The 15,898-nt window shown below is 64.2% G+C and carries 22 protein-coding genes; 20 read left to right on the forward strand and 2 right to left on the reverse strand.

The genetic code is table 11. The features are described from left to right. From ACLBV5_RS04460 to ACLBV5_RS04550, 19 genes are all read left to right on the forward strand, one after another. A partial coding sequence (locus ACLBV5_RS04460) for a hypothetical protein (RefSeq protein WP_447604926.1) occupies positions 1-684 on the forward strand: 684 nt, incomplete at its 5' end. Positions 685-864: 180 nt separating this feature from the next. Next, a complete protein-coding gene (locus ACLBV5_RS04465; RefSeq protein ID WP_447604927.1) occupies positions 865-1,053 on the forward strand; it encodes a hypothetical protein in 189 nt (62 codons plus the stop codon). 62 nt (positions 1,054-1,115) lie between these two features. Continuing rightward, positions 1,116-1,394 (forward strand): hypothetical protein, encoded by a 279-nt coding sequence (locus ACLBV5_RS04470; protein WP_447604928.1) that lies wholly within the window; start codon positions 1,116-1,118, stop codon positions 1,392-1,394. After that, a complete protein-coding gene (locus ACLBV5_RS04475; protein ID WP_447604929.1) occupies positions 1,378-2,754 on the forward strand; it encodes a PBSX family phage terminase large subunit in 1,377 nt (458 codons plus the stop codon). The genes ACLBV5_RS04470 and ACLBV5_RS04475 overlap by 17 nt, the downstream gene beginning before the upstream one ends. A 10-nt stretch (positions 2,755-2,764) precedes the next feature. Continuing rightward, positions 2,765-4,612 carry an anti-CBASS protein Acb1 family protein gene (locus ACLBV5_RS04480; RefSeq protein WP_447604930.1) on the forward strand — a complete coding sequence of 616 codons (1,848 nt, stop codon included), beginning with the start codon at positions 2,765-2,767 and terminating at the stop codon, positions 4,610-4,612. A 4-nt stretch (positions 4,613-4,616) separates the two neighbouring features. Further along, positions 4,617-5,735: a DUF2213 domain-containing protein gene (locus tag ACLBV5_RS04485; RefSeq protein WP_447604931.1), complete on the forward strand. Its 1,119-nt coding sequence runs from the start codon at positions 4,617-4,619 to the stop codon at positions 5,733-5,735. A 3-nt stretch (positions 5,736-5,738) separates the two neighbouring features. Further along, a complete protein-coding gene (locus ACLBV5_RS04490) occupies positions 5,739-6,104 on the forward strand; it encodes a head decoration protein (RefSeq protein ID WP_447604932.1) in 366 nt (121 codons plus the stop codon). A gap of 14 nt (positions 6,105-6,118) precedes the next feature. Further along, positions 6,119-7,141, forward strand: coding sequence for a major capsid protein (locus ACLBV5_RS04495; RefSeq protein WP_447604933.1), 1,023 nt, complete (start codon positions 6,119-6,121; stop codon positions 7,139-7,141). Continuing rightward, positions 7,141-7,515: a hypothetical protein gene (locus tag ACLBV5_RS04500; protein ID WP_447604934.1), complete on the forward strand. Its 375-nt coding sequence runs from the start codon at positions 7,141-7,143 to the stop codon at positions 7,513-7,515. Before ACLBV5_RS04495 ends, ACLBV5_RS04500 begins: the two co-directional genes overlap by 1 nt. A gap of 4 nt (positions 7,516-7,519) precedes the next feature. After that, entirely contained in the window at positions 7,520-7,996 is a 477-nt protein-coding gene (locus ACLBV5_RS04505) for a DnaT-like ssDNA-binding protein (protein ID WP_447604935.1), read from the forward strand. A gap of 1 nt (position 7,997) precedes the next feature. Further along, positions 7,998-8,261: a hypothetical protein gene (locus ACLBV5_RS04510; protein WP_447604936.1), complete on the forward strand. Its 264-nt coding sequence runs from the start codon at positions 7,998-8,000 to the stop codon at positions 8,259-8,261. A gap of 61 nt (positions 8,262-8,322) precedes the next feature. Beyond that, positions 8,323-9,288 (forward strand): hypothetical protein, encoded by a 966-nt coding sequence (locus ACLBV5_RS04515; protein WP_447604937.1) that lies wholly within the window; start codon positions 8,323-8,325, stop codon positions 9,286-9,288. After that, complete coding sequence (locus ACLBV5_RS04520) at positions 9,285-9,659, forward strand: hypothetical protein (RefSeq protein ID WP_447604938.1); 375 nt, start codon at positions 9,285-9,287, stop codon at positions 9,657-9,659. Before ACLBV5_RS04515 ends, ACLBV5_RS04520 begins: the two co-directional genes overlap by 4 nt. Continuing rightward, positions 9,659-10,057 (forward strand): hypothetical protein, encoded by a 399-nt coding sequence (locus ACLBV5_RS04525; RefSeq protein WP_447604939.1) that lies wholly within the window; start codon positions 9,659-9,661, stop codon positions 10,055-10,057. Before ACLBV5_RS04520 ends, ACLBV5_RS04525 begins: the two co-directional genes overlap by 1 nt. Further along, complete coding sequence (locus tag ACLBV5_RS04530) at positions 10,054-10,485, forward strand: hypothetical protein (protein ID WP_447604940.1); 432 nt, start codon at positions 10,054-10,056, stop codon at positions 10,483-10,485. Before ACLBV5_RS04525 ends, ACLBV5_RS04530 begins: the two co-directional genes overlap by 4 nt. 83 nt (positions 10,486-10,568) lie before the next feature. Further along, on the forward strand, positions 10,569-10,997 hold the full coding sequence (locus ACLBV5_RS04535; protein ID WP_312446703.1) for a phage tail tube protein: 429 nt from the start codon (positions 10,569-10,571) through the stop codon (positions 10,995-10,997). After that, a complete protein-coding gene (locus ACLBV5_RS04540; RefSeq protein ID WP_447604941.1) occupies positions 10,997-11,386 on the forward strand; it encodes a hypothetical protein in 390 nt (129 codons plus the stop codon). The genes ACLBV5_RS04535 and ACLBV5_RS04540 overlap by 1 nt, the downstream gene beginning before the upstream one ends. 71 nt (positions 11,387-11,457) lie before the next feature. Next, positions 11,458-11,649 carry a hypothetical protein gene (locus ACLBV5_RS04545; protein ID WP_447604942.1) on the forward strand — a complete coding sequence of 64 codons (192 nt, stop codon included), beginning with the start codon at positions 11,458-11,460 and terminating at the stop codon, positions 11,647-11,649. A gap of 12 nt (positions 11,650-11,661) precedes the next feature. Continuing rightward, positions 11,662-12,030, forward strand: a complete 369-nt coding sequence (locus tag ACLBV5_RS04550) for a hypothetical protein (protein WP_447604943.1) — start codon at positions 11,662-11,664, stop codon at positions 12,028-12,030. Between the two features lie 32 nt (positions 12,031-12,062). On the opposite strand, the gene ACLBV5_RS04555 is transcribed toward ACLBV5_RS04550, so the two are convergent. Both ACLBV5_RS04555 and ACLBV5_RS04560 read right to left on the reverse strand, forming a co-directional pair. Then, positions 12,063-12,428 carry a hypothetical protein gene (locus ACLBV5_RS04555; protein WP_447604944.1) on the reverse strand — a complete coding sequence of 122 codons (366 nt, stop codon included), beginning with the start codon at positions 12,426-12,428 and terminating at the stop codon, positions 12,063-12,065. A 230-nt stretch (positions 12,429-12,658) separates the two neighbouring features. After that, positions 12,659-13,291 (reverse strand): hypothetical protein, encoded by a 633-nt coding sequence (locus ACLBV5_RS04560; protein WP_447604945.1) that lies wholly within the window; start codon positions 13,289-13,291, stop codon positions 12,659-12,661. A gap of 126 nt (positions 13,292-13,417) precedes the next feature. Between ACLBV5_RS04560 and ACLBV5_RS04565 the strand changes: the two genes are divergently transcribed. Beyond that, positions 13,418-15,892, forward strand: coding sequence for a hypothetical protein (locus ACLBV5_RS04565; RefSeq protein WP_447604946.1), 2,475 nt, complete (start codon positions 13,418-13,420; stop codon positions 15,890-15,892). Positions 15,893-15,898: the final 6 nt, after the last annotated feature.

Below are 15,898 nucleotides of genomic sequence, written 5' to 3' on the forward strand. Positions count from 1 at the left end.
ACGGCTGCGCAGGCCGCCCTATTGCCAACCCAACCAATCTCTACCCAGATCAACCTCGGACTCTTGTTATGGCTGGATGAGAAACGGGGGTCACGTCACTTGGAAGAGCTACTGAACTTGACCCGGCGTCAGATTCTGACCCGCCAAATAGACAGCGCGATTTGGCTGCTACGGGTTCGCAAAGAGCCCGTCGTCGCCAACTTAGTCGCACACGCAGCTATCGATGTGCTTCGTAGCCTTGCGAGGGAATCTGGCGCCAAAACCTTCAAGGGCTCGATGGAGGCTTTCATTAAGCCAGACCGCCTCAAGGAGTGGCGAGATCTTGATCGTGCGGCGTACAACCACTCTAAGCATGCTGACAAAGATCCAAATGCCGAACTAAAGGACTACAATCCATCGCTCGCCAGCTTTAACGTGTTGGCAGCGGTGATTGATTTTGGTGAAGTTTTTAAGAAGGTCACGCCTTCCATGCTTATATTTCGGACATTTGAGATGGCGGAATATCCCGAGCTCATTCAGGACGGGGACTTCAAGGATCTTCACGACAAGTTTCTTGATATGGCGAGGTCCTCCTTTGGCTCCAAACCACTACGCGAAGTGTGCGGCGACATGCTGCAGTATGTTGAAAGCAACCCACTCTCGATTGCAGGATGGCCGATGGAGCACTTGGAGCTGACCGAATAGGTTGCAGCGCCGCAGCTTGACAGCGGAGAGGTAATCCCTGACATAAGCCAAACAGGGCGTTTCGGCCCAAGCAAGGCTCCTCCCTCTCGGGCGGGGCCTTTTATTTTGCTCTCCGACCACGTTCTGAGCTGCGGCGTACGGCTGGATCGGAGGACACCCCACGACATTCGGAGATCAACCATGGTCCCCATGAAAGCCCTCGTCGGCTTCTCGCTGTCTGACGGCTCGGCCGCCGCCGGCGCCACCTTCAACGCCAAGGACGCCAAGGCTGCTGATCGCCTGGACGCGGCTGGCGTTGCGGAGCGGGTAAAGGCTGAGGCGCAGCCCTCGCCGAGGCCCCAAGCGAAATCAGTTGGCCGATCTAATTAACGGCCGCCATGAGCGGTTTGGTAGCGGCAGCTGATTGAAAAACAATCAAAGGAAATCAAACGATGGCCCGAGGAGGCGCACGCCCCGGCGCTGGCCGTCGTAAGGGCGCACCGAACAAGGCGACTGTGGTCGTTAGGGACGCTGCACAGGCGTTCACTGAGGACGCGCTGAGCACGCTCGCCAGCATCATGCGCGATGACGCTCAGCCCGCCGCCGCCCGTGTCGCTGCCGCCAATGCGCTGCTCGACCGGGGTCATGGCAAGCCGAAGCAGTCGCTGGACATCGACGCTCGGGTGACGACGCCCAAGACGCTCAACGACTTCTATGGCGGCGACGCTTAATCCAGCCCTGCGGGATTTCTGGCTAACGCCAGCCCGCAACCGGGTTCTGAAGGGTGGCCGGTCGTCATCGAAGAGCTGGGACGCAGCGGGGTTCGCGATCTTCCTGGCGGCCAACTACCGGGTCCGCTTCCTTTGCACCCGTCAGTTCCAGAACAAGATCGAGGAGAGCGTCTACACGCTCCTCAAGATCCAGATCGAGCGCTTTGGCCTGAAGGCAGAGTTCACGATCCTCAACAACCGGATCGTCCACAACACAACCGGCTCGGAGTTCATTTTCTACGGCCTGTGGCGCCACATCGACGAGATCAAGTCGCTCGAGGACATCGACGTCTGCTGGATCGAAGAGGCCCACAACCTCACGAAGGCGCAATGGGAGATTTTGGAGCCGACCGTCCGTAAGGATGGCTCGCAGTTCTGGATCATCTTCAACCCCAGGCTGGTGACGGACTTCGTCTATCGCCGCTTCGTCACGAACACCCCTCCCGACACGATCGTTCGGACGATCAACTACACCGAGAACCCATTCCTCTCGCCGACCATCCTGAAGGTGATCGAGGCCAAGAAGGCCGAGGACGAAGAGGAATACCGCCACGTCTATCTCGGGGAGCCTCGGGAAGACGACGACGCGGTCATTATCAAGCGCTCCTGGATCATGGCGGCCATCAACGCGCGGCATGTCCTGGGCCTGCCCGCAACGGGACGCCGTCGGATCGGCTTCGACGTGGCGGATGGCGGCGACGACAAGTGCGCGACTGTCGAGGCTCACGGCATCGAGGCGGTCCGGGTCGATGAATGGAAGGCCGGCGAAGACGAGCTGCTAAAGTCGGCCTCTCGGGTTCATGCCCAGGCCGTCGAGGCCGGGGCAGAGATCGATTACGACAGCATCGGGGTCGGGGCCTTTGCGGGCGCCCACTTCTCCACCTTGAACGAGCAGAAGAACGCTCGGGTCGCCTACCACAAGTTCAACGCCTCGGGCGCAATCCTGAACCCCAAGGCGCGGATCGACCCGAAAGACCCGAAGAGCCCGGCCAACGAAGACTTCTACCTCAACCTCAAGGCTCAGGCCTGGTGGGAGGTGGCGGCTCGGTTCCGCAACACGTTCAACGCGGTCGCTAAAGGCATGACGTTCGGCGAGGGGGAGCTGATTTCGATCTCTCCTGATTGCGAGCACCTGGACCTGCTGATCGACGAGCTTTCGACGCCACGGCGCGACTATGACGGGAGCGGCAAGGTGAAAGTTGAGAGCAAGAAAGACCTGGCCAAGCGGGACATCCCGTCGCCCAACAAAGCCGATGCGTTTGTGATGGCGTTCGCGCCGCGAGAAGCGCCAGTCACGCTCGACATCGACAGCCTTCTGTGAGGTCAGACCCATGGGTGAAGTGATCACCATCGGCGACGGCCTCGCCAATGCGCTTTCTGGCCTGGGCACGGAGCGGGACAAGGCGGCTTCGACCTACTACGCCGAGCCGACCGTCGACCCGCAGGAGTTGGTCAACGCCTACCGCGGGTCCTGGATGGCGCGGAAGATCGTGGACATCCCGGCGCTGGATAGCTGTCGAGAATGGCGCGCCTGGCAGGCTGCTGATGGCCAGATCGAACTGATCGAGGCCGAGGAGAAGCGGCTCAACATCAAGGGGAAGGTGCTGGAGGCCCGCAAGAAGGCCCGCCTGTTCGGCGGCGCTGCGGTTTATGCGGACTTCGGGGACGACGCGTCGCAGCCGCTGGACCTGAGCCGCGTCCAGAAGGGCGGCATTCGCTTCCTGAAGGTCTTCACGCCTCGCCGACTGGTGGCCGGAGAGATCGAGACGGATCCGCTGTCCGAGTTTTCGGAAATGCCAAAGGAGTTCACCGTCGCGGGCGGCGCGACCGGGCAGGCTCGCATCCACCCGTCCCGCTTGACCATCTTCTACGGCAACGAACTGCCAGAGCCGGACATCACCAGCAGCGCCTTCGGCTGGGGCGACAGCGTCCTGATCGCGGTCATGTCGGCGGTGAAGCAGGCCGAGAGCGCGTCGGCTAACATCAACAGCCTGATCTTCGAGGCCAACGTCGACGTCGTGTCGATCGAAGGCCTGGCCGAAATCCTCAAGATGGCCGGCGGCGAGGACAAGGTCCGCGACCTGCTGAAGATGAACCTGGACGCCAAGTCCAACCTGCGCGCCCTCGTGCTGGACGCCAAGAACACCTACGCCCGCAAGGCCGTCAGCTTCGCCTCTCTGCCCGACCTGCTTGACCGCTTCGACCAGCACGCCGCGGGCGCCGCAGACATCCCGATGACCCGGTTCATGGGCATGTCGCCGGGCGGACTCAACAGCGCGGGCGAGAGCGATCTACGCAACTATTACGACCGCATCGCTGCCGGGCAGACGCTGGAGATGGGGCCGGCCCTGACGCGGCTAGACGAGGCGCTGATCCGCTCGGCCACGGGCTCGCGTGACCCGGCCATCCACTACGACTGGAACCCGCTCTGGCAGCTGTCCGAGAAGGACAAGGCCGACATCTTCAAAACCAAGTCCGACGCCGCTCGCACCATCGCGGGCAATGGCGGCACGTCTGAGCCCCTGATGCCCATCGAGGCGCTGTCGGACGCCCTGGTCAACGAGCTGGTCGAAGACGGCTCCCTGGCCGGGCTGGAGGCGGCCATTGAGGAGTACGGCAAGCTCGGCGATCAGGATGAAGAGGGTGAGGACGATGCTGCGGCCCTGGTGCCGCCCGCCGACCAGCCGAACCCTACCGAGACCAAAGACGCCGCGCCGCGTACCCTCTACGTCCGCCGCGACCTGCTCAATGCCGCTGAGATCAACGCTTGGGCCAAGGCGCAAGGCTTCACCACGACCGTTGACGACCCGCACGTCACCATCGCCTACAGCCGTCGCCCGGTGGACTGGATGAAGGCTGGTGAGCCCTGGAGCAACGACAAGAACGGTAGCCTGACCGTGCCGGCCGGCGGCGCCCGCATCATCGAGACCCTCGGCGAAAAGGGTGCGGTCGTCCTACTGTTCAACTCGTCCGAGCTGTCGTGGCGCCATGAGGCGATCAGGCGGGACGCCGAGGCCTCATGGGACTTCCCGTCCTACCAGCCGCACGTGACCATCACCTACGCCGGCGGCGACATCGATCTGTCCAAGGTCGAGCCGTTCCGCGGCAAGCTGCAGTTCGGCCCCGAGATCTTCGAAGAGATCACTGAGGGCTGGGCCGAGAACCTCCGCGAGGCATAGCCGCATGCAACTGTTCGACGCCGTCACCCTCGGCGAGCCTCGGCTCACGCGGGATGGATACCTCGTGGCCGACGCCAAGATCGCGCGCACCGGCATCCAGCTCTACACGGGCAAGGAAGTGGACCCGGAGAACAAGGCCGGTTTCCGGGACAAGGCCATCGTCCGCGTCTTTAGGCCGGAGAGCGAGGTCTTCTCGTCCGACGCCCTGGCCAGCTTCGCCCATCGGCCGGTGACGAATGATCACCCCGCCGAGGCGGTCTCCGCTACGAACTGGAAGGCACACAGCGTCGGCATGACGGGCAACGAGATCGCCCGCGACGGCGACTTCATCCGCGTGCCCATGGTCGTGATGGATCAGGCCGCCATTCAGGACGTGAAGGCGGGCAAGCGCGAACTGTCCTGCGGCTACCAGAGCAAGATCGTTTTCGACGCCGGCACGACGCCCCAGGGCGAGGCCTACGACGCCATCCAGACAGACATCCGCGGCAACCACCTCGCCATCGTGGCGCGAGGCCGGGCCGGATCGGAATGCCGCATCGGGGACCAGGGCGCCCTCGAGACCGGCTCCCCCAAAGCGCCCAGCCACCATGGAGACCGTCGCATGACGCTCAAGACCATTATCGTGGACGGCCTCCCGGTCGAGACCACGGACGCGGGCGAGGCCGCGATCAACAAGCTGAAGGGGCTGCTGGATCAGTCCGCCAAGGCCCTCGAAACCGCGAACGCCAACCACGCCAAGGCCATCGCGGACAAGGACGCCGAACTGGCCAAGAAGGACGTCGAACTCGAAGAGACCAAGAAGAAGGTCGTCGAGGATGCCGCTCTGGACGCGCTGGTCGCTGACCGCGCCGCCGTCGTCACGAAGGCCAAGGCACTGGATCCGAAGGTCGTCACCGACGGCAAGTCCATCGCCGAGATCAAGCGCGCGGTCCTGGGCGATACGGTGAAGGACAAGTCCGAGGCCTACGTCGACGCCGCCTGGGACCTGAAGGTCGTGGACGCCAAGGACGACACGGTGCGTCACGCAATCCAGTCGCAGGACCACTCCATCAACGCGAACGATGCCTGGAACGACGCGGTCTTCGATCGCGCCGGCGTCGATCTGATCAAGAAGGGGGCCTAAGCGATGGCTCAACTCAACGAGAACCGCGGCACGGCCAACTTCATCGTGTCGGAAGCCAACGGCATGTACCGCTCGCGTGATGTCGGCACCGTGGCCGCTGGCGCCGCGCCTGGCCTGCTACCGGGCACCATCCTCGGCAAGCTGACGGCGGGCGGCAACTTCGTCCGGTATGACCCGGCCGCGTCGACTGGCGCTGAAACGGTCGCCGGCATCCTGTTCGAGGCGGCTGCCGGCACGGTCAAGAAGACCATCGTCGTGCGCGATGCCGAAGTGAACGGCGCGCATCTCATCTACCAGAACGGGGCGAATGACGCTGCGAAGGCTACGGCCAACGCGGCGCTGAAAGCCCTCGGCATCATCGTCCGCTAAGGAGGGCAGACACCATGGCGTCCATGGACATCTTCAACTCGTCGGCCTTCTCGATGACTTCGCTCACCGGCGCGGTCAACAAGGTCGGCTACAAGCCCCAGCTGCTGGGCTCGCTGAACATCTTCGAGCCCATGCCGGTGCGCACCCGCACGGTCTTTGTGGACCGCCGCGAGGGCAAGCTGACGCTGATCCCGTCGAGCCCGGTCGGCGCCCCGCCGAAGGAGCTGGTCGTGGACCCGCGCAATGCGGTGCCGCTGAAAACTACCCGTCTGGCCGAGGGCTTCACCCTCTACGCCGAGGAGATCCAGGGCATTCGCGCCTTTGGCTCCGAGACGGAGTTCGCCCAAGTCCAAGCCGAGTATCTGAAGCGCATGGCTTCGGTGCGCGACGACATGGACCTGACGCACGAGTTCCACCGCTTGGGCGCCCTGCAGGGCCTCCTGCTGGACGCGGACGGGACTACGGTGATCTACAACTACTTCACCGAGTTCGGCGTCACCGAAGCGGCGGCCATCGACTTCGACCTGGACAACGCCAACCCCGCCACTGGCGCGATCCGGCTGAAGACGGCCGAGGTCATCCGCTCCATGTCGCGTTCGGCCGGCGGCGCCTTCACGCCGGGCACTACCATCCACGCCCTCGTCGGTGACGCGTTCTACGACGCCCTGATCACGCATCCGGAAGTCGAGAAGACGTACCAGAACTGGGCGGCTGCTGCGGACCTTCGTCAGGACCGCACTTGGCAGGCGTTCACCTACGGCGGGATCACCTGGCACAACTACCGGGGCACGGACGACAACTCGACCGTCGCCATCGATCCGGACGAGGCCAAGTTCTTCCCGGTTGGCGCCAAGGACGTCTTCAAGAAGGCGATGGCTCCGGCGGAGTTCGGGCCGTACGTCAACACGCTGGGCCAGGACACCTACGCCATGAACATCCCCGACCGGGACCGCCAGGCGTGGACCCGCGGCGAGCTGTACAGCTACCCGCTGTATTTCTGCCAACGCCCGGACGTGCTGCGTAAGGGGGTGAAGTGATGGCAGACGTCACTACCTACGCCGTGAAGAACGGCTCGCCCCTCGACAAGGCCTTCAAGGTGCGCGGCGGCTTCCATGTCGTCGCGGCCAACTCCGAGGCGGAGGTCGCCAATGCGCGGCCGCTGACCGAAGAGCAGATCGACGCCTTCGCCCGTGATGGGGTGAAGGTGAAGCCTGCCGAGAAAGCCAAGAAGACCGAGAAGCCCGCCGAGGGCCCTCAGGCCGTTCACCGCGGCGCCGGCTCCTACTCGGTCGTCGAGGGCACCAAGGAACTGGTCGAAAAGCTGACGAAGGACGAGGCCGAGGCGTTCAACAAGATGGACGCTGACGCCAAGACCGCCTTCATCGCCAGCAAGACCAAGCCGGCGGAGTAAGGGGATGGCGGGTTACGGCACCGATCAGGGCTTTGAGGACTGGCTGACCATGAATGGCCATGTCCTGCCCGAGAGCGCGCCTGCGCCCGCCATCCTACGGCAGCGCGGGAGCCAGTACATCGACGGACTGTATGGCTCCCACTTCTCCGGCCAGCCGACCGGGGGCTTTGCTCAGGATCGCGCTTGGCCTCGTGCTGACGCTAGCGCCCATGGGCAGTCGATCCCCGCTGACGTTATCCCCGTAGCCATCGAGCAGGCGACCTATGCGGCTGCCCTTCAGGAAGCAATCAAGCCCGGCTCCCTGTCGGTTACGGCGACAAGCGCCGGCGCCCTGAAGCGCAAGAAGATCGACGTCATCGAAAAGGAATACTTCGAAGGCAGCGGCGACGCCGTGGCCGACAACACGCTGCGCTTGAGCGCCGTCGAGGGCCTGCTCGCGCCGTACTTCTCCGCCCCGCAGATCGCCGTGTTTGTGGTCTGACATGACCTGTGCGACTGTCCAGATCGTGACCCGCCGCATCGACGCAGATGATCCGCGCCTATCCGCCCATCGCATGCCGATGGCGCTGGCGACGGAAACGATCATGGATTGCGCCTCGACGGCCGGCCAGATGCAGCAGGCCATCGCTCACGGTCAGCCTCAGAGCGAAGTCCAGCGCTATCGTGATCTCGCTAAGGCGCAGTTCGAATCCTACCTCGACCTCATGGCCGAGGCCGCGCACCACGCCGGGCAGCTGAGGCCCTAAGCCCATGGCAAGACGACCGATCCAACGACAGCTCTTCGCGGAGCTGGCGGCGAAGTTTGGCGTGGAGATCGCAGCCGCCTTCTTGGAAGTGGTCGCGGACCTGAAATCCGGCGTGGAGTTCCAGCGTCTGCGGCTCGCCATTGAGCAAGGCGATCTGAACGGCGCCATGGAAGCGCTGCACCTCGACCGCGCCGCCTTCCACGCCCTGGAAGCCAAGATCAACGAGGCCTTCATCGCCGGGGGACAAGCGGCGACGTCTTCGATGCCAGCCAGCGTCGCGGTCGGGTTCCGCTTCGACCCCGGCAACCAGCGCGCCGCCGCCATCATCCGCGCGACAGCCGGGCGCCTCATCACCGGCCTGCTGGAGGCCGAACGCGAACAGGCCCGACAGTTCATCGCCGAGGGCATGGCGCGCGGCGCGCATCCTCGGGCGGTGGGGCTCGACCTGGTCGGCCGCATCAGCAGGCTGACGGGAAAGCGCGAGGGTGGGCTTATGGGGCTCTCGGCCCCGCAGCGGGCCTATGTCGTCACGGCGCGCGCTGAGTTGGCTTCAGCTGATCCGAAGCTGCTGAAGCACTATCTGACGCGGGGACGTCGAGATCGCCGCTTCGACCGCTCCATCACCAAGGCCATTCGAGAAGGCCGAGCCGTTGATCCTGAGATCGCCGCCAAGGCCATCACCGCCTATGAGCGCCGGCTCCTTCAACTGCGCGGCGAGATCATCGCGCGAACTGAGGGCATCCCCGCCATCCGGGCGGCCAAGAAGGAAGCCTATCAGCAGCTGGTCGATAGCGGCCGGATCACTGAAGCCGAGATTGAACGGGCCTGGCACAACGCCGGGGACCGCCGTGTCAGGGACACCCACGACGCCATGGGCGGTCAGAAGGTGCGCGGCCTGACGCTGCCTTTCCAGAGCCCGAGCGGCGCCCTGATGATGTATCCGGGCGACTCATCCCTCGGGGCCGGGGCCGACGAGATAGTGGCCTGCCGCTGCGACGAGAGTATTTCCGTGCGGAGGGCGGCATGAGCATCATCACGGGTGAAGCCGAAGCCGCCTATGAGGACTTCGCCGAGGACTTTGAAGACGGCGTCCTGACGGTGCCAGGGGAGGCGACCTCCGATGGTCAAGGCGGGTGGATACCGGGCGCTCCGGCGACGCATGGCTGCAAGGCGTTGGTGACCGACTACAGCGATTATCGCCGCATCAGCCTGGGCATCCCCGCGACGGATCGGCAGGTGCTGGTTCTCGGCGGGAGTCTCCCCGCAGGCGTTGTCCCGGCCAAGGGACACAAGGTCACCGCACCGGACCCCTCCAACGGCGGGGCTATGCGCACCTTCGACATCATCGCCAAGACCGGCGACCCAGCCAGCGCCCTCTACAAGCTGCAGGCTCGGTGATGACCAAGGTCACGCTCTACGACGGCGTTCTCGCCCGGATCGCTGCGGACGCCGGGGAGAAGGGCCTGCAAGGCGCGCTGGGCAAGGCTGAAACGATCCTGAAGGAAGACATCCTGCGCCGGCCCGGCTCCGGCAAGATTTACGGCAAGCACCAGGCCTCGGCCCCCGGCGAGCCGCCCGCGCCGGACTCCAACAACCTGCGCTCCAACACCAACGCCGATCCGAACATCCGTGAGGAGGGCGATGAGCTGGTCGGACGCATCGTCGCGAATGCCGGTTACGCCGAGGCGCTGGAGAAGGGCACTGAACGCATGGCGCCACGCCCCTTCCTCGGCCTGCTGGCGACCGACCATGCTGACGATCTGCGGCAAGCCTTCATCGAGGGAGCGAGGGATTGAACTCGACCGCAACGATCTTCGCCCGCCTGGCCGCTGTCGCTCCGTCGCTGGCCACCTGGAACAACGCCCCGGCCATCTTCAACGAGACAGCGCCCGACGACTTCCTCGACCAAGAGCCGAAGCCCACCAAGCCGTTTCTGATCATCGCCGTGCCAAGCCGTGACGAAGCGCTGGAGACATTCACCGAGACAGGCCGCCTGATCGTGCAGGAGGTGCGCGGTTATCAGCGCCGGACCGGCTCAGCCGCCCAGCTGGACACGCTGATGCGGCAAGTCCGCGACCTCTTCCACAACCGCCCCGGCGAACTCGTTGTCACCGGCGGCAAGTGCGACGTCGCCCGCGTCACCGGCCCGGTCCAAGCCCCAACCTCGGAGGAGGCCTACACCGGCCGCCGCGTCACGATCCGCCTGGATCTCGTCAACACCTGAACCCCGGCCCAGCCGGTCATCCCCAACGCGCCCAGGGCAGGCTGTGCGCGGCCTTTTCCATGCCTGCAACATAGGAGAGCGCCATGGCTGTTTTGGCCCAAGGTTTCATGAAGCTGCTGCGGGGCACTGGCGAGACCCCGACGTATGATACCGTCCGCGGCGTGTTCGGCGTCGACGGTGGCGGGTTCACGCCCAACAAGATCGACGCCACGGACTTCGACACGCCGGCCGGGACGCGCGAGTACATCTCTGGCCCGCGCGAGCCGTCGCCGTACACCTTCTCGATGCACTACGAGCAGGGCGACGTTCAACAGGAAGCGATGTTCGCCGCGATGGCCTCCAACACGCCCGAGCCCTATCGCATCACGTTCGGTTCGGGCGCCCAGGCCAAGCAGATCAGCTTCAACGCCGTTCCGAACCTGACCCTGTCCGCCCCCGTCGACGGTAAGGTCACCTATTCGGGCACGCTGGAGCCGATGGCCGCACCGGTCCGTGATAATCAGGGCGCCTGATGCAGCCGACCGATGAACGCCTCGGGATCGTCCGCCTGCCCTTGCCGGATGGGCGGGCGGTTCCGCTGCAACTGACCTACGCGGCCTTGGACGCCAAGGGCCATGACTGGCTGCTGGAACAGTTCAAGGCCATGCAGAAAGGCAAGCCGGGGGCGTCTCTGGCTATGGCCGAGGCTCTCGAGATCATGAGCGCCGGCCAGGTCCAGGCTGCGGACGTGATGGCCGCGCCGATGGCCGAATATCCGATGGCCGAATGCTTGAAGGCCTGCTGGAAGGCCTGGGAGCTAGCGCAGTACGGTCCGAGCGGGAGGCCTGCCACGGATGGCTCTGAAAACCCTCCGCGGAGCCCCCGCAGGACGTGGTGGGGGCGCATCTTCGGGCAGCGCTAAGGGCGGGTTTGAAAGAGGCCGAGTTCTGGGGTCTGACCCCCTTCCGGCTCTGCCAGCGCCTGGACGCTGCAATGGAGGCGTTTCTGTTCACCGGATGGTGGGGAGAGCGGTTCGCTCGCGAAGAGCGGTTGCAGGCGCCGCAGCACTATGTCGACACCATGCTCAAGCCCGCCGATCCCGCGCTGGCCGAAGCCGAAGCCCTCGCGAAGTTCCGCCGCATGGCTGAGGACTGGGGGTTGCAGGTCGAGGGCGGCGCGGAATAGCCTCGCGTCGGCATGACCCAGCCCATCCCCCGCTTCATTGGCCCAGCCGTTGTCGGCCTTGCGGTGCTGGCCGTGGCCTTTGCAGGTTTAGGCGGCATGCTCATGGGCGAGAAGGTCTATCCACTCTTCGGTGTTGGCGCTCTTTTCTGCCTATGCATGATCCTCGTGTTCGAGATCATCCTGAGCGGCCTTGTAACGCAGAGGGCTATGATCGGCTTGGCAGCGGGCCAAGGTGCGCTCATGGGCGCCTGCGCCAGCCTGTTTTTCCTTCCTGGCTCAGGTTTGCTGGTTCTCCTGGGCTACACGTCAGGCGGTGCAGTAGTCGGAGCCGTTTCCTTCTGGTGGTACAGGGTTCGCAACTCAATCCTGATTGATCGTTGAGCCCCAGGCGATCGCCTTCACTGCGGTCGATCTCACGGAGCATCCCTCTTCCGCCGTAGAAGGCGACTGACGATGCCTCTCCCGAACTCCCAATAGTCCCAATAGAGCACGTTGATGCCCAGGCCGACGGCGATGCAAAGGGCTAAGGTCAGGATCATCGTCACGACCGACATCTCGCCCTTTCCTTGCAGGACCATTAGGGCCCAGAGCAGCAGGCACCACGCGAGCACCGCGCGTCGAAACCATCGCCGGGCGAACAGTTCTCGCGGTCCGAGTTTGCGTGGGGGCGGCGACGGCGGCCGTTGTCGAACAACCACATCAGGCTTGGGAGCCCTCTGCTCAAGCCGCCTGATGCGCTCGTTCATATCAGCAAAGCGGTCGTCGGGGTCGATGGCCATGGCGGGAGACTATCAGGTGCCCAGGAGATCACCATGACTGAGGAAGAGGCGAGGGAGATCATCGAGCGGTATGAGCGTCTGCTTGCCCGAGTGGCCGGTCACAGCGCCCAGGACTGCGATCTTCCTCTGCACTTCGACGGCGCAGGCCACGTTCTCATCAGCCAGACGGAGCGAATGAGCTGGCCCTGCCTTCGCATTGTTCGGCCGGTTGGCGAAGTATTCGCGCCCGCTTAGAAGTCCAACAAGGCGTCGATTTGCTGGCGTTTGATCTGACCGGCTTCCGTTGATCCTAACGCTAACGCTTCGCCGAACGCGACAAGAGCCACCAACGCTTTGCCTGCTTGGCGTTTCACCAGATCGAAATCTATCATTCGCCATATCTGTGCGGCTTGGCGCATTTGCGCCTGGACGCTTTTGGCGGCTTCGATGGTAATCGGGCCCTGAGCGTTTAGGGTCTCGCTTTTGATGCTCAGGCGCCACATTGCAGCGGGCTCATAAAGGACTACGGCATCTGGATATTGGTCGTCCATGAGCCATATCCGATGCGAGATTGCATCTCGTCCTGCAGAAGCAGCTTTGCAGCAGTCCATGATCTTGATGAGTAGCGCTTTGTCGTCGGGAGATAACGTTTCGTTCGCTACTCGTTTCAGGGCATTTGCCTGAGCTTGCGCACCTCTCAAGCCTTCAAAAATTGCAATTGAAGCGCCGGGGTTCTTACCGAGAAGTTTTGTAAGGAGGTGGCTGACATGCGCCTCCATCAAGGAATGCTCCGCGACCGCCTCCATTCCGGCAGCGAAGAAGAGCATTCGCTTCAGCACCACCTGATCGTTGGTGAGTTGTGGTGAAACGTCATCCGGATACACGCTAGGCACTCTCTTCCCCTCGACCGCTTGTGCGAGTGATTAAACTGCCGCGTCCACAGAACGCCGTCACCCTGAACAGAATTCGAACAAGGCTCGCTCCGGCGGGCCTTTTTCTTTGGAGGCTCCATGGCTGAAGGCAACGTCGTCGGCAGCGCCGAGTTTGAGCTACGGGCCACCCGCAAGAAGCTTGCGGACGATCTGCGTCAGTCTGAGCGCGACGTGAAGGGCTTCATGGATCGCGTTGAGGGCGACGCGAACCGAAGCGCGAAAAGCGTCGGCAACTCCTTCGGCGGCGTGGTGCGCAGCCTGACGCTAGGCATCACGGCACTGACTGCTGTTTTCGCCGCCGGCTTGGCGATGGCACTCAAGTTCGGCCAGGCCAGCCTGAAGATGGCTGACGATATGGCCAACTCCGCGCGCCGCATCGGCATGTCCACTACCGCCCTTCAGGAATGGCAGTACGTGGCCCGTAAAAGCGGGTCTACGGCTACGGAAGCCGGGGCAGCCCTGGAGGCTTTCGCCTCGAAGTGGGAGCAGGCACAGGCGGGCCTATCGAAACAGGCCGGGGACGCGTTCAAGGCGCTCGGCTTCCAGCAGGAAGATCTGCGCCGTTTCGCAAGCGCTGAAGAAGCGCTGGACTCGGTTGTCGATCGCATTGGCGACCTCTCGAGCGCGTCCGACCGCGCCGCTATCGCCGAGAAGCTGGGGCTTGGCGCACTGGTTCCGGCGTTGCGGGAGGGTTCTGACGAAGTGGCGCGCCTCCGCGATGAAGCTGCGGCGCTCGGGTTTGTCATGGACGAGGAGCTTATCCGTAAAGGGGCGGAAGCCCAGGGCAAGCTCGACGACCTGTCGCAGGTCATCGGGATCCAGATGGCCGAGGCCTTCATCAACCTCAGCGACGAGGTCCTGGCATTTACGCAGGTCATCGCCGATGCCCTGAAGGGCCTGAACGATTTCATCGGGAAGTTTGACGCTTGGAAGCGCAGTACTGACGAGGCCTACGGCCCGGGCTGGACGGACAAGTTCCTCTGGCGGGACGCTCCCGGAGCGCTCCGCGACGCGTGGAACGCCGAGACCAGCGGTCGCGCCGGTGCTATGCGTCGAGCCGCCAAGACGCCAAACGGCGACGAAGACGATCCCGCTGTCACCCGCCAGTTGATTGCGCAGCTTGACGCCAGCGCCGGCCGCCGCAACCGAGCCTCCAGCAGTGGTCGAACTTCACTCACGCCGGTCCAGCCGAGAGGGCGGTCCAGCGGCAACAGCGCCCAACGCGAGGCCGAGCGCGAAGCCCGCCGTGCTGAACGTGTGGAGCAGGAAATCTTCCGCGCCCGCCAGCGCGCCCTTGGCATCTTCGACCGAGAGGCCCTGACGGTTCAGGAACGCTTCGACATCGAGCAGGCCCAGGTGAAACTGGAGCGCGAGGCCGAGCAGAAGCAGCTTGAGAGCCGTCTCGCTCGCAAGGACATAACCCAAGCCGAGTTCGACCAGCTCAAACTTCTGAACGACCAGACCGCGACGCTGGAAGACCGGGTGGCCGCGGACATCTTGGCCCGCGATCTGGCCGACGAGCGGCTCGCCCAGGAGCGCATGCTCTCCGACCTCTCGGCCGATCTGCTTTCGCTCCAATCGGGCGCCGCTCGCACGGCCAAGGAGCGCAGAGACATCGAGCTTCGCTTGCTGGCCATGGCGCAGCAACGGGCGCGAGACGAACGCGAGAACGATCCGAAGTTCAGGCAGCTTTCGCCCCAGCGGCAGCAAGCCATTCGCGATGAACAGGAACGCGTCTTCGGCCTGCAGCGAGATGCGGTGAACCGAGCCAATCTGTCGCCGCTGGACGCCTGGCGCGACCAGAGCCTCAAATCCATCGCGGAGGTTCGGGAAGCCTATGAGAGCGTCGCGGCTCGCGGGCTGGATGCGCTGAACGCGGGCATCGTCGACGCAATCATGAATACCCGCGACCTTGGCGAGGTCTTCTCGAACGTCGCGAAGCAGATGATGGCCGACATCGTGTCCATCGGCATCCGTCGCAACCTGACCGAACCGCTCGCCGAGATGCTGTTCGGCGGGGGCGGAGGCGGCGGTGCGAAAGCGGCCGCGCGGGCGGCGAAGGGTATTGGCGGCGGCTCGTCCAACTGGCTGTCGAAAATCTTCTCGGCGGGTCGTTCTTTCCTCGGCTTCTCCGAGGGCGGCTTCACCGGCGCTGGCGGCAAGCATGAGCCTGCGGGGCTGGTCCACAAGGGCGAATACGTCCTTCCTCAGGAGGCCGTCTCCCGCATTGGACTGGCCCGACTGGAGGTCATGCGGTTCGGCAACCTGCCAGGGTACGCGGAAGGCGGCTTGGTAGGCCTGTCGCTTCCGTCGTTCGCGCCGGCAATAGGTGGACTGGCTGCCGTTGGAGCTGGGCGCTCTTCGGAACCGATCATCTTCGACATGCGTGGGGCTTTTGTGCCTGAGACCTTCATGCGCGAGGTCGATCAAAAAGTCGCCGCCGGCGAGGCTCGCGCCTACGGCCGCGCCATGAACGATGCCCCCAAACTCACGATGAGCCAGACGGCCCGGCAGCAGCGCCAGGCGGTCGGGCGCCAGCGACGCGGTTCGTAGGGAAGC

The sequence above is a fragment of the Brevundimonas sp. M1A4_2e genome (genome assembly GCF_053345555.1).

Excerpts from the sequence above, each read along its gene's own strand:
- ACLBV5_RS04465 (WP_447604927.1), top strand. The coding sequence starts at position 865 with ATGGTCCCCATGAAAGCCCTCGTCGGCTTCTCGCTGTCTGACGGCTCG.
- ACLBV5_RS04470 (WP_447604928.1), top strand. The coding sequence starts at position 1,116 with ATGGCCCGAGGAGGCGCACGCCCCGGCGCTGGCCGTCGTAAGGGCGCA.
- ACLBV5_RS04475 (WP_447604929.1), top strand. The coding sequence starts at position 1,378 with ATGGCGGCGACGCTTAATCCAGCCCTGCGGGATTTCTGGCTAACGCCA.
- ACLBV5_RS04480 (WP_447604930.1), top strand. The coding sequence starts at position 2,765 with ATGGGTGAAGTGATCACCATCGGCGACGGCCTCGCCAATGCGCTTTCT.
- ACLBV5_RS04485 (WP_447604931.1), top strand. The coding sequence starts at position 4,617 with ATGCAACTGTTCGACGCCGTCACCCTCGGCGAGCCTCGGCTCACGCGG.
- ACLBV5_RS04490 (WP_447604932.1), top strand. The coding sequence starts at position 5,739 with ATGGCTCAACTCAACGAGAACCGCGGCACGGCCAACTTCATCGTGTCG.
- ACLBV5_RS04495 (WP_447604933.1), top strand. The coding sequence starts at position 6,119 with ATGGCGTCCATGGACATCTTCAACTCGTCGGCCTTCTCGATGACTTCG.
- ACLBV5_RS04500 (WP_447604934.1), top strand. The coding sequence starts at position 7,141 with ATGGCAGACGTCACTACCTACGCCGTGAAGAACGGCTCGCCCCTCGAC.
- ACLBV5_RS04505 (WP_447604935.1), top strand. The coding sequence starts at position 7,520 with ATGGCGGGTTACGGCACCGATCAGGGCTTTGAGGACTGGCTGACCATG.
- ACLBV5_RS04510 (WP_447604936.1), top strand. The coding sequence starts at position 7,998 with ATGACCTGTGCGACTGTCCAGATCGTGACCCGCCGCATCGACGCAGAT.
- ACLBV5_RS04520 (WP_447604938.1), top strand. The coding sequence starts at position 9,285 with ATGAGCATCATCACGGGTGAAGCCGAAGCCGCCTATGAGGACTTCGCC.
- ACLBV5_RS04525 (WP_447604939.1), top strand. The coding sequence starts at position 9,659 with ATGACCAAGGTCACGCTCTACGACGGCGTTCTCGCCCGGATCGCTGCG.
- ACLBV5_RS04535 (WP_312446703.1), top strand. The coding sequence starts at position 10,569 with ATGGCTGTTTTGGCCCAAGGTTTCATGAAGCTGCTGCGGGGCACTGGC.
- ACLBV5_RS04540 (WP_447604941.1), top strand. The coding sequence starts at position 10,997 with ATGCAGCCGACCGATGAACGCCTCGGGATCGTCCGCCTGCCCTTGCCG.
- ACLBV5_RS04545 (WP_447604942.1), top strand. The coding sequence starts at position 11,458 with ATGGAGGCGTTTCTGTTCACCGGATGGTGGGGAGAGCGGTTCGCTCGC.
- ACLBV5_RS04550 (WP_447604943.1), top strand. The coding sequence starts at position 11,662 with ATGACCCAGCCCATCCCCCGCTTCATTGGCCCAGCCGTTGTCGGCCTT.
- ACLBV5_RS04555 (WP_447604944.1), bottom strand. The coding sequence starts at position 12,428 with ATGGCCATCGACCCCGACGACCGCTTTGCTGATATGAACGAGCGCATC.
- ACLBV5_RS04565 (WP_447604946.1), top strand. The coding sequence starts at position 13,418 with ATGGCTGAAGGCAACGTCGTCGGCAGCGCCGAGTTTGAGCTACGGGCC.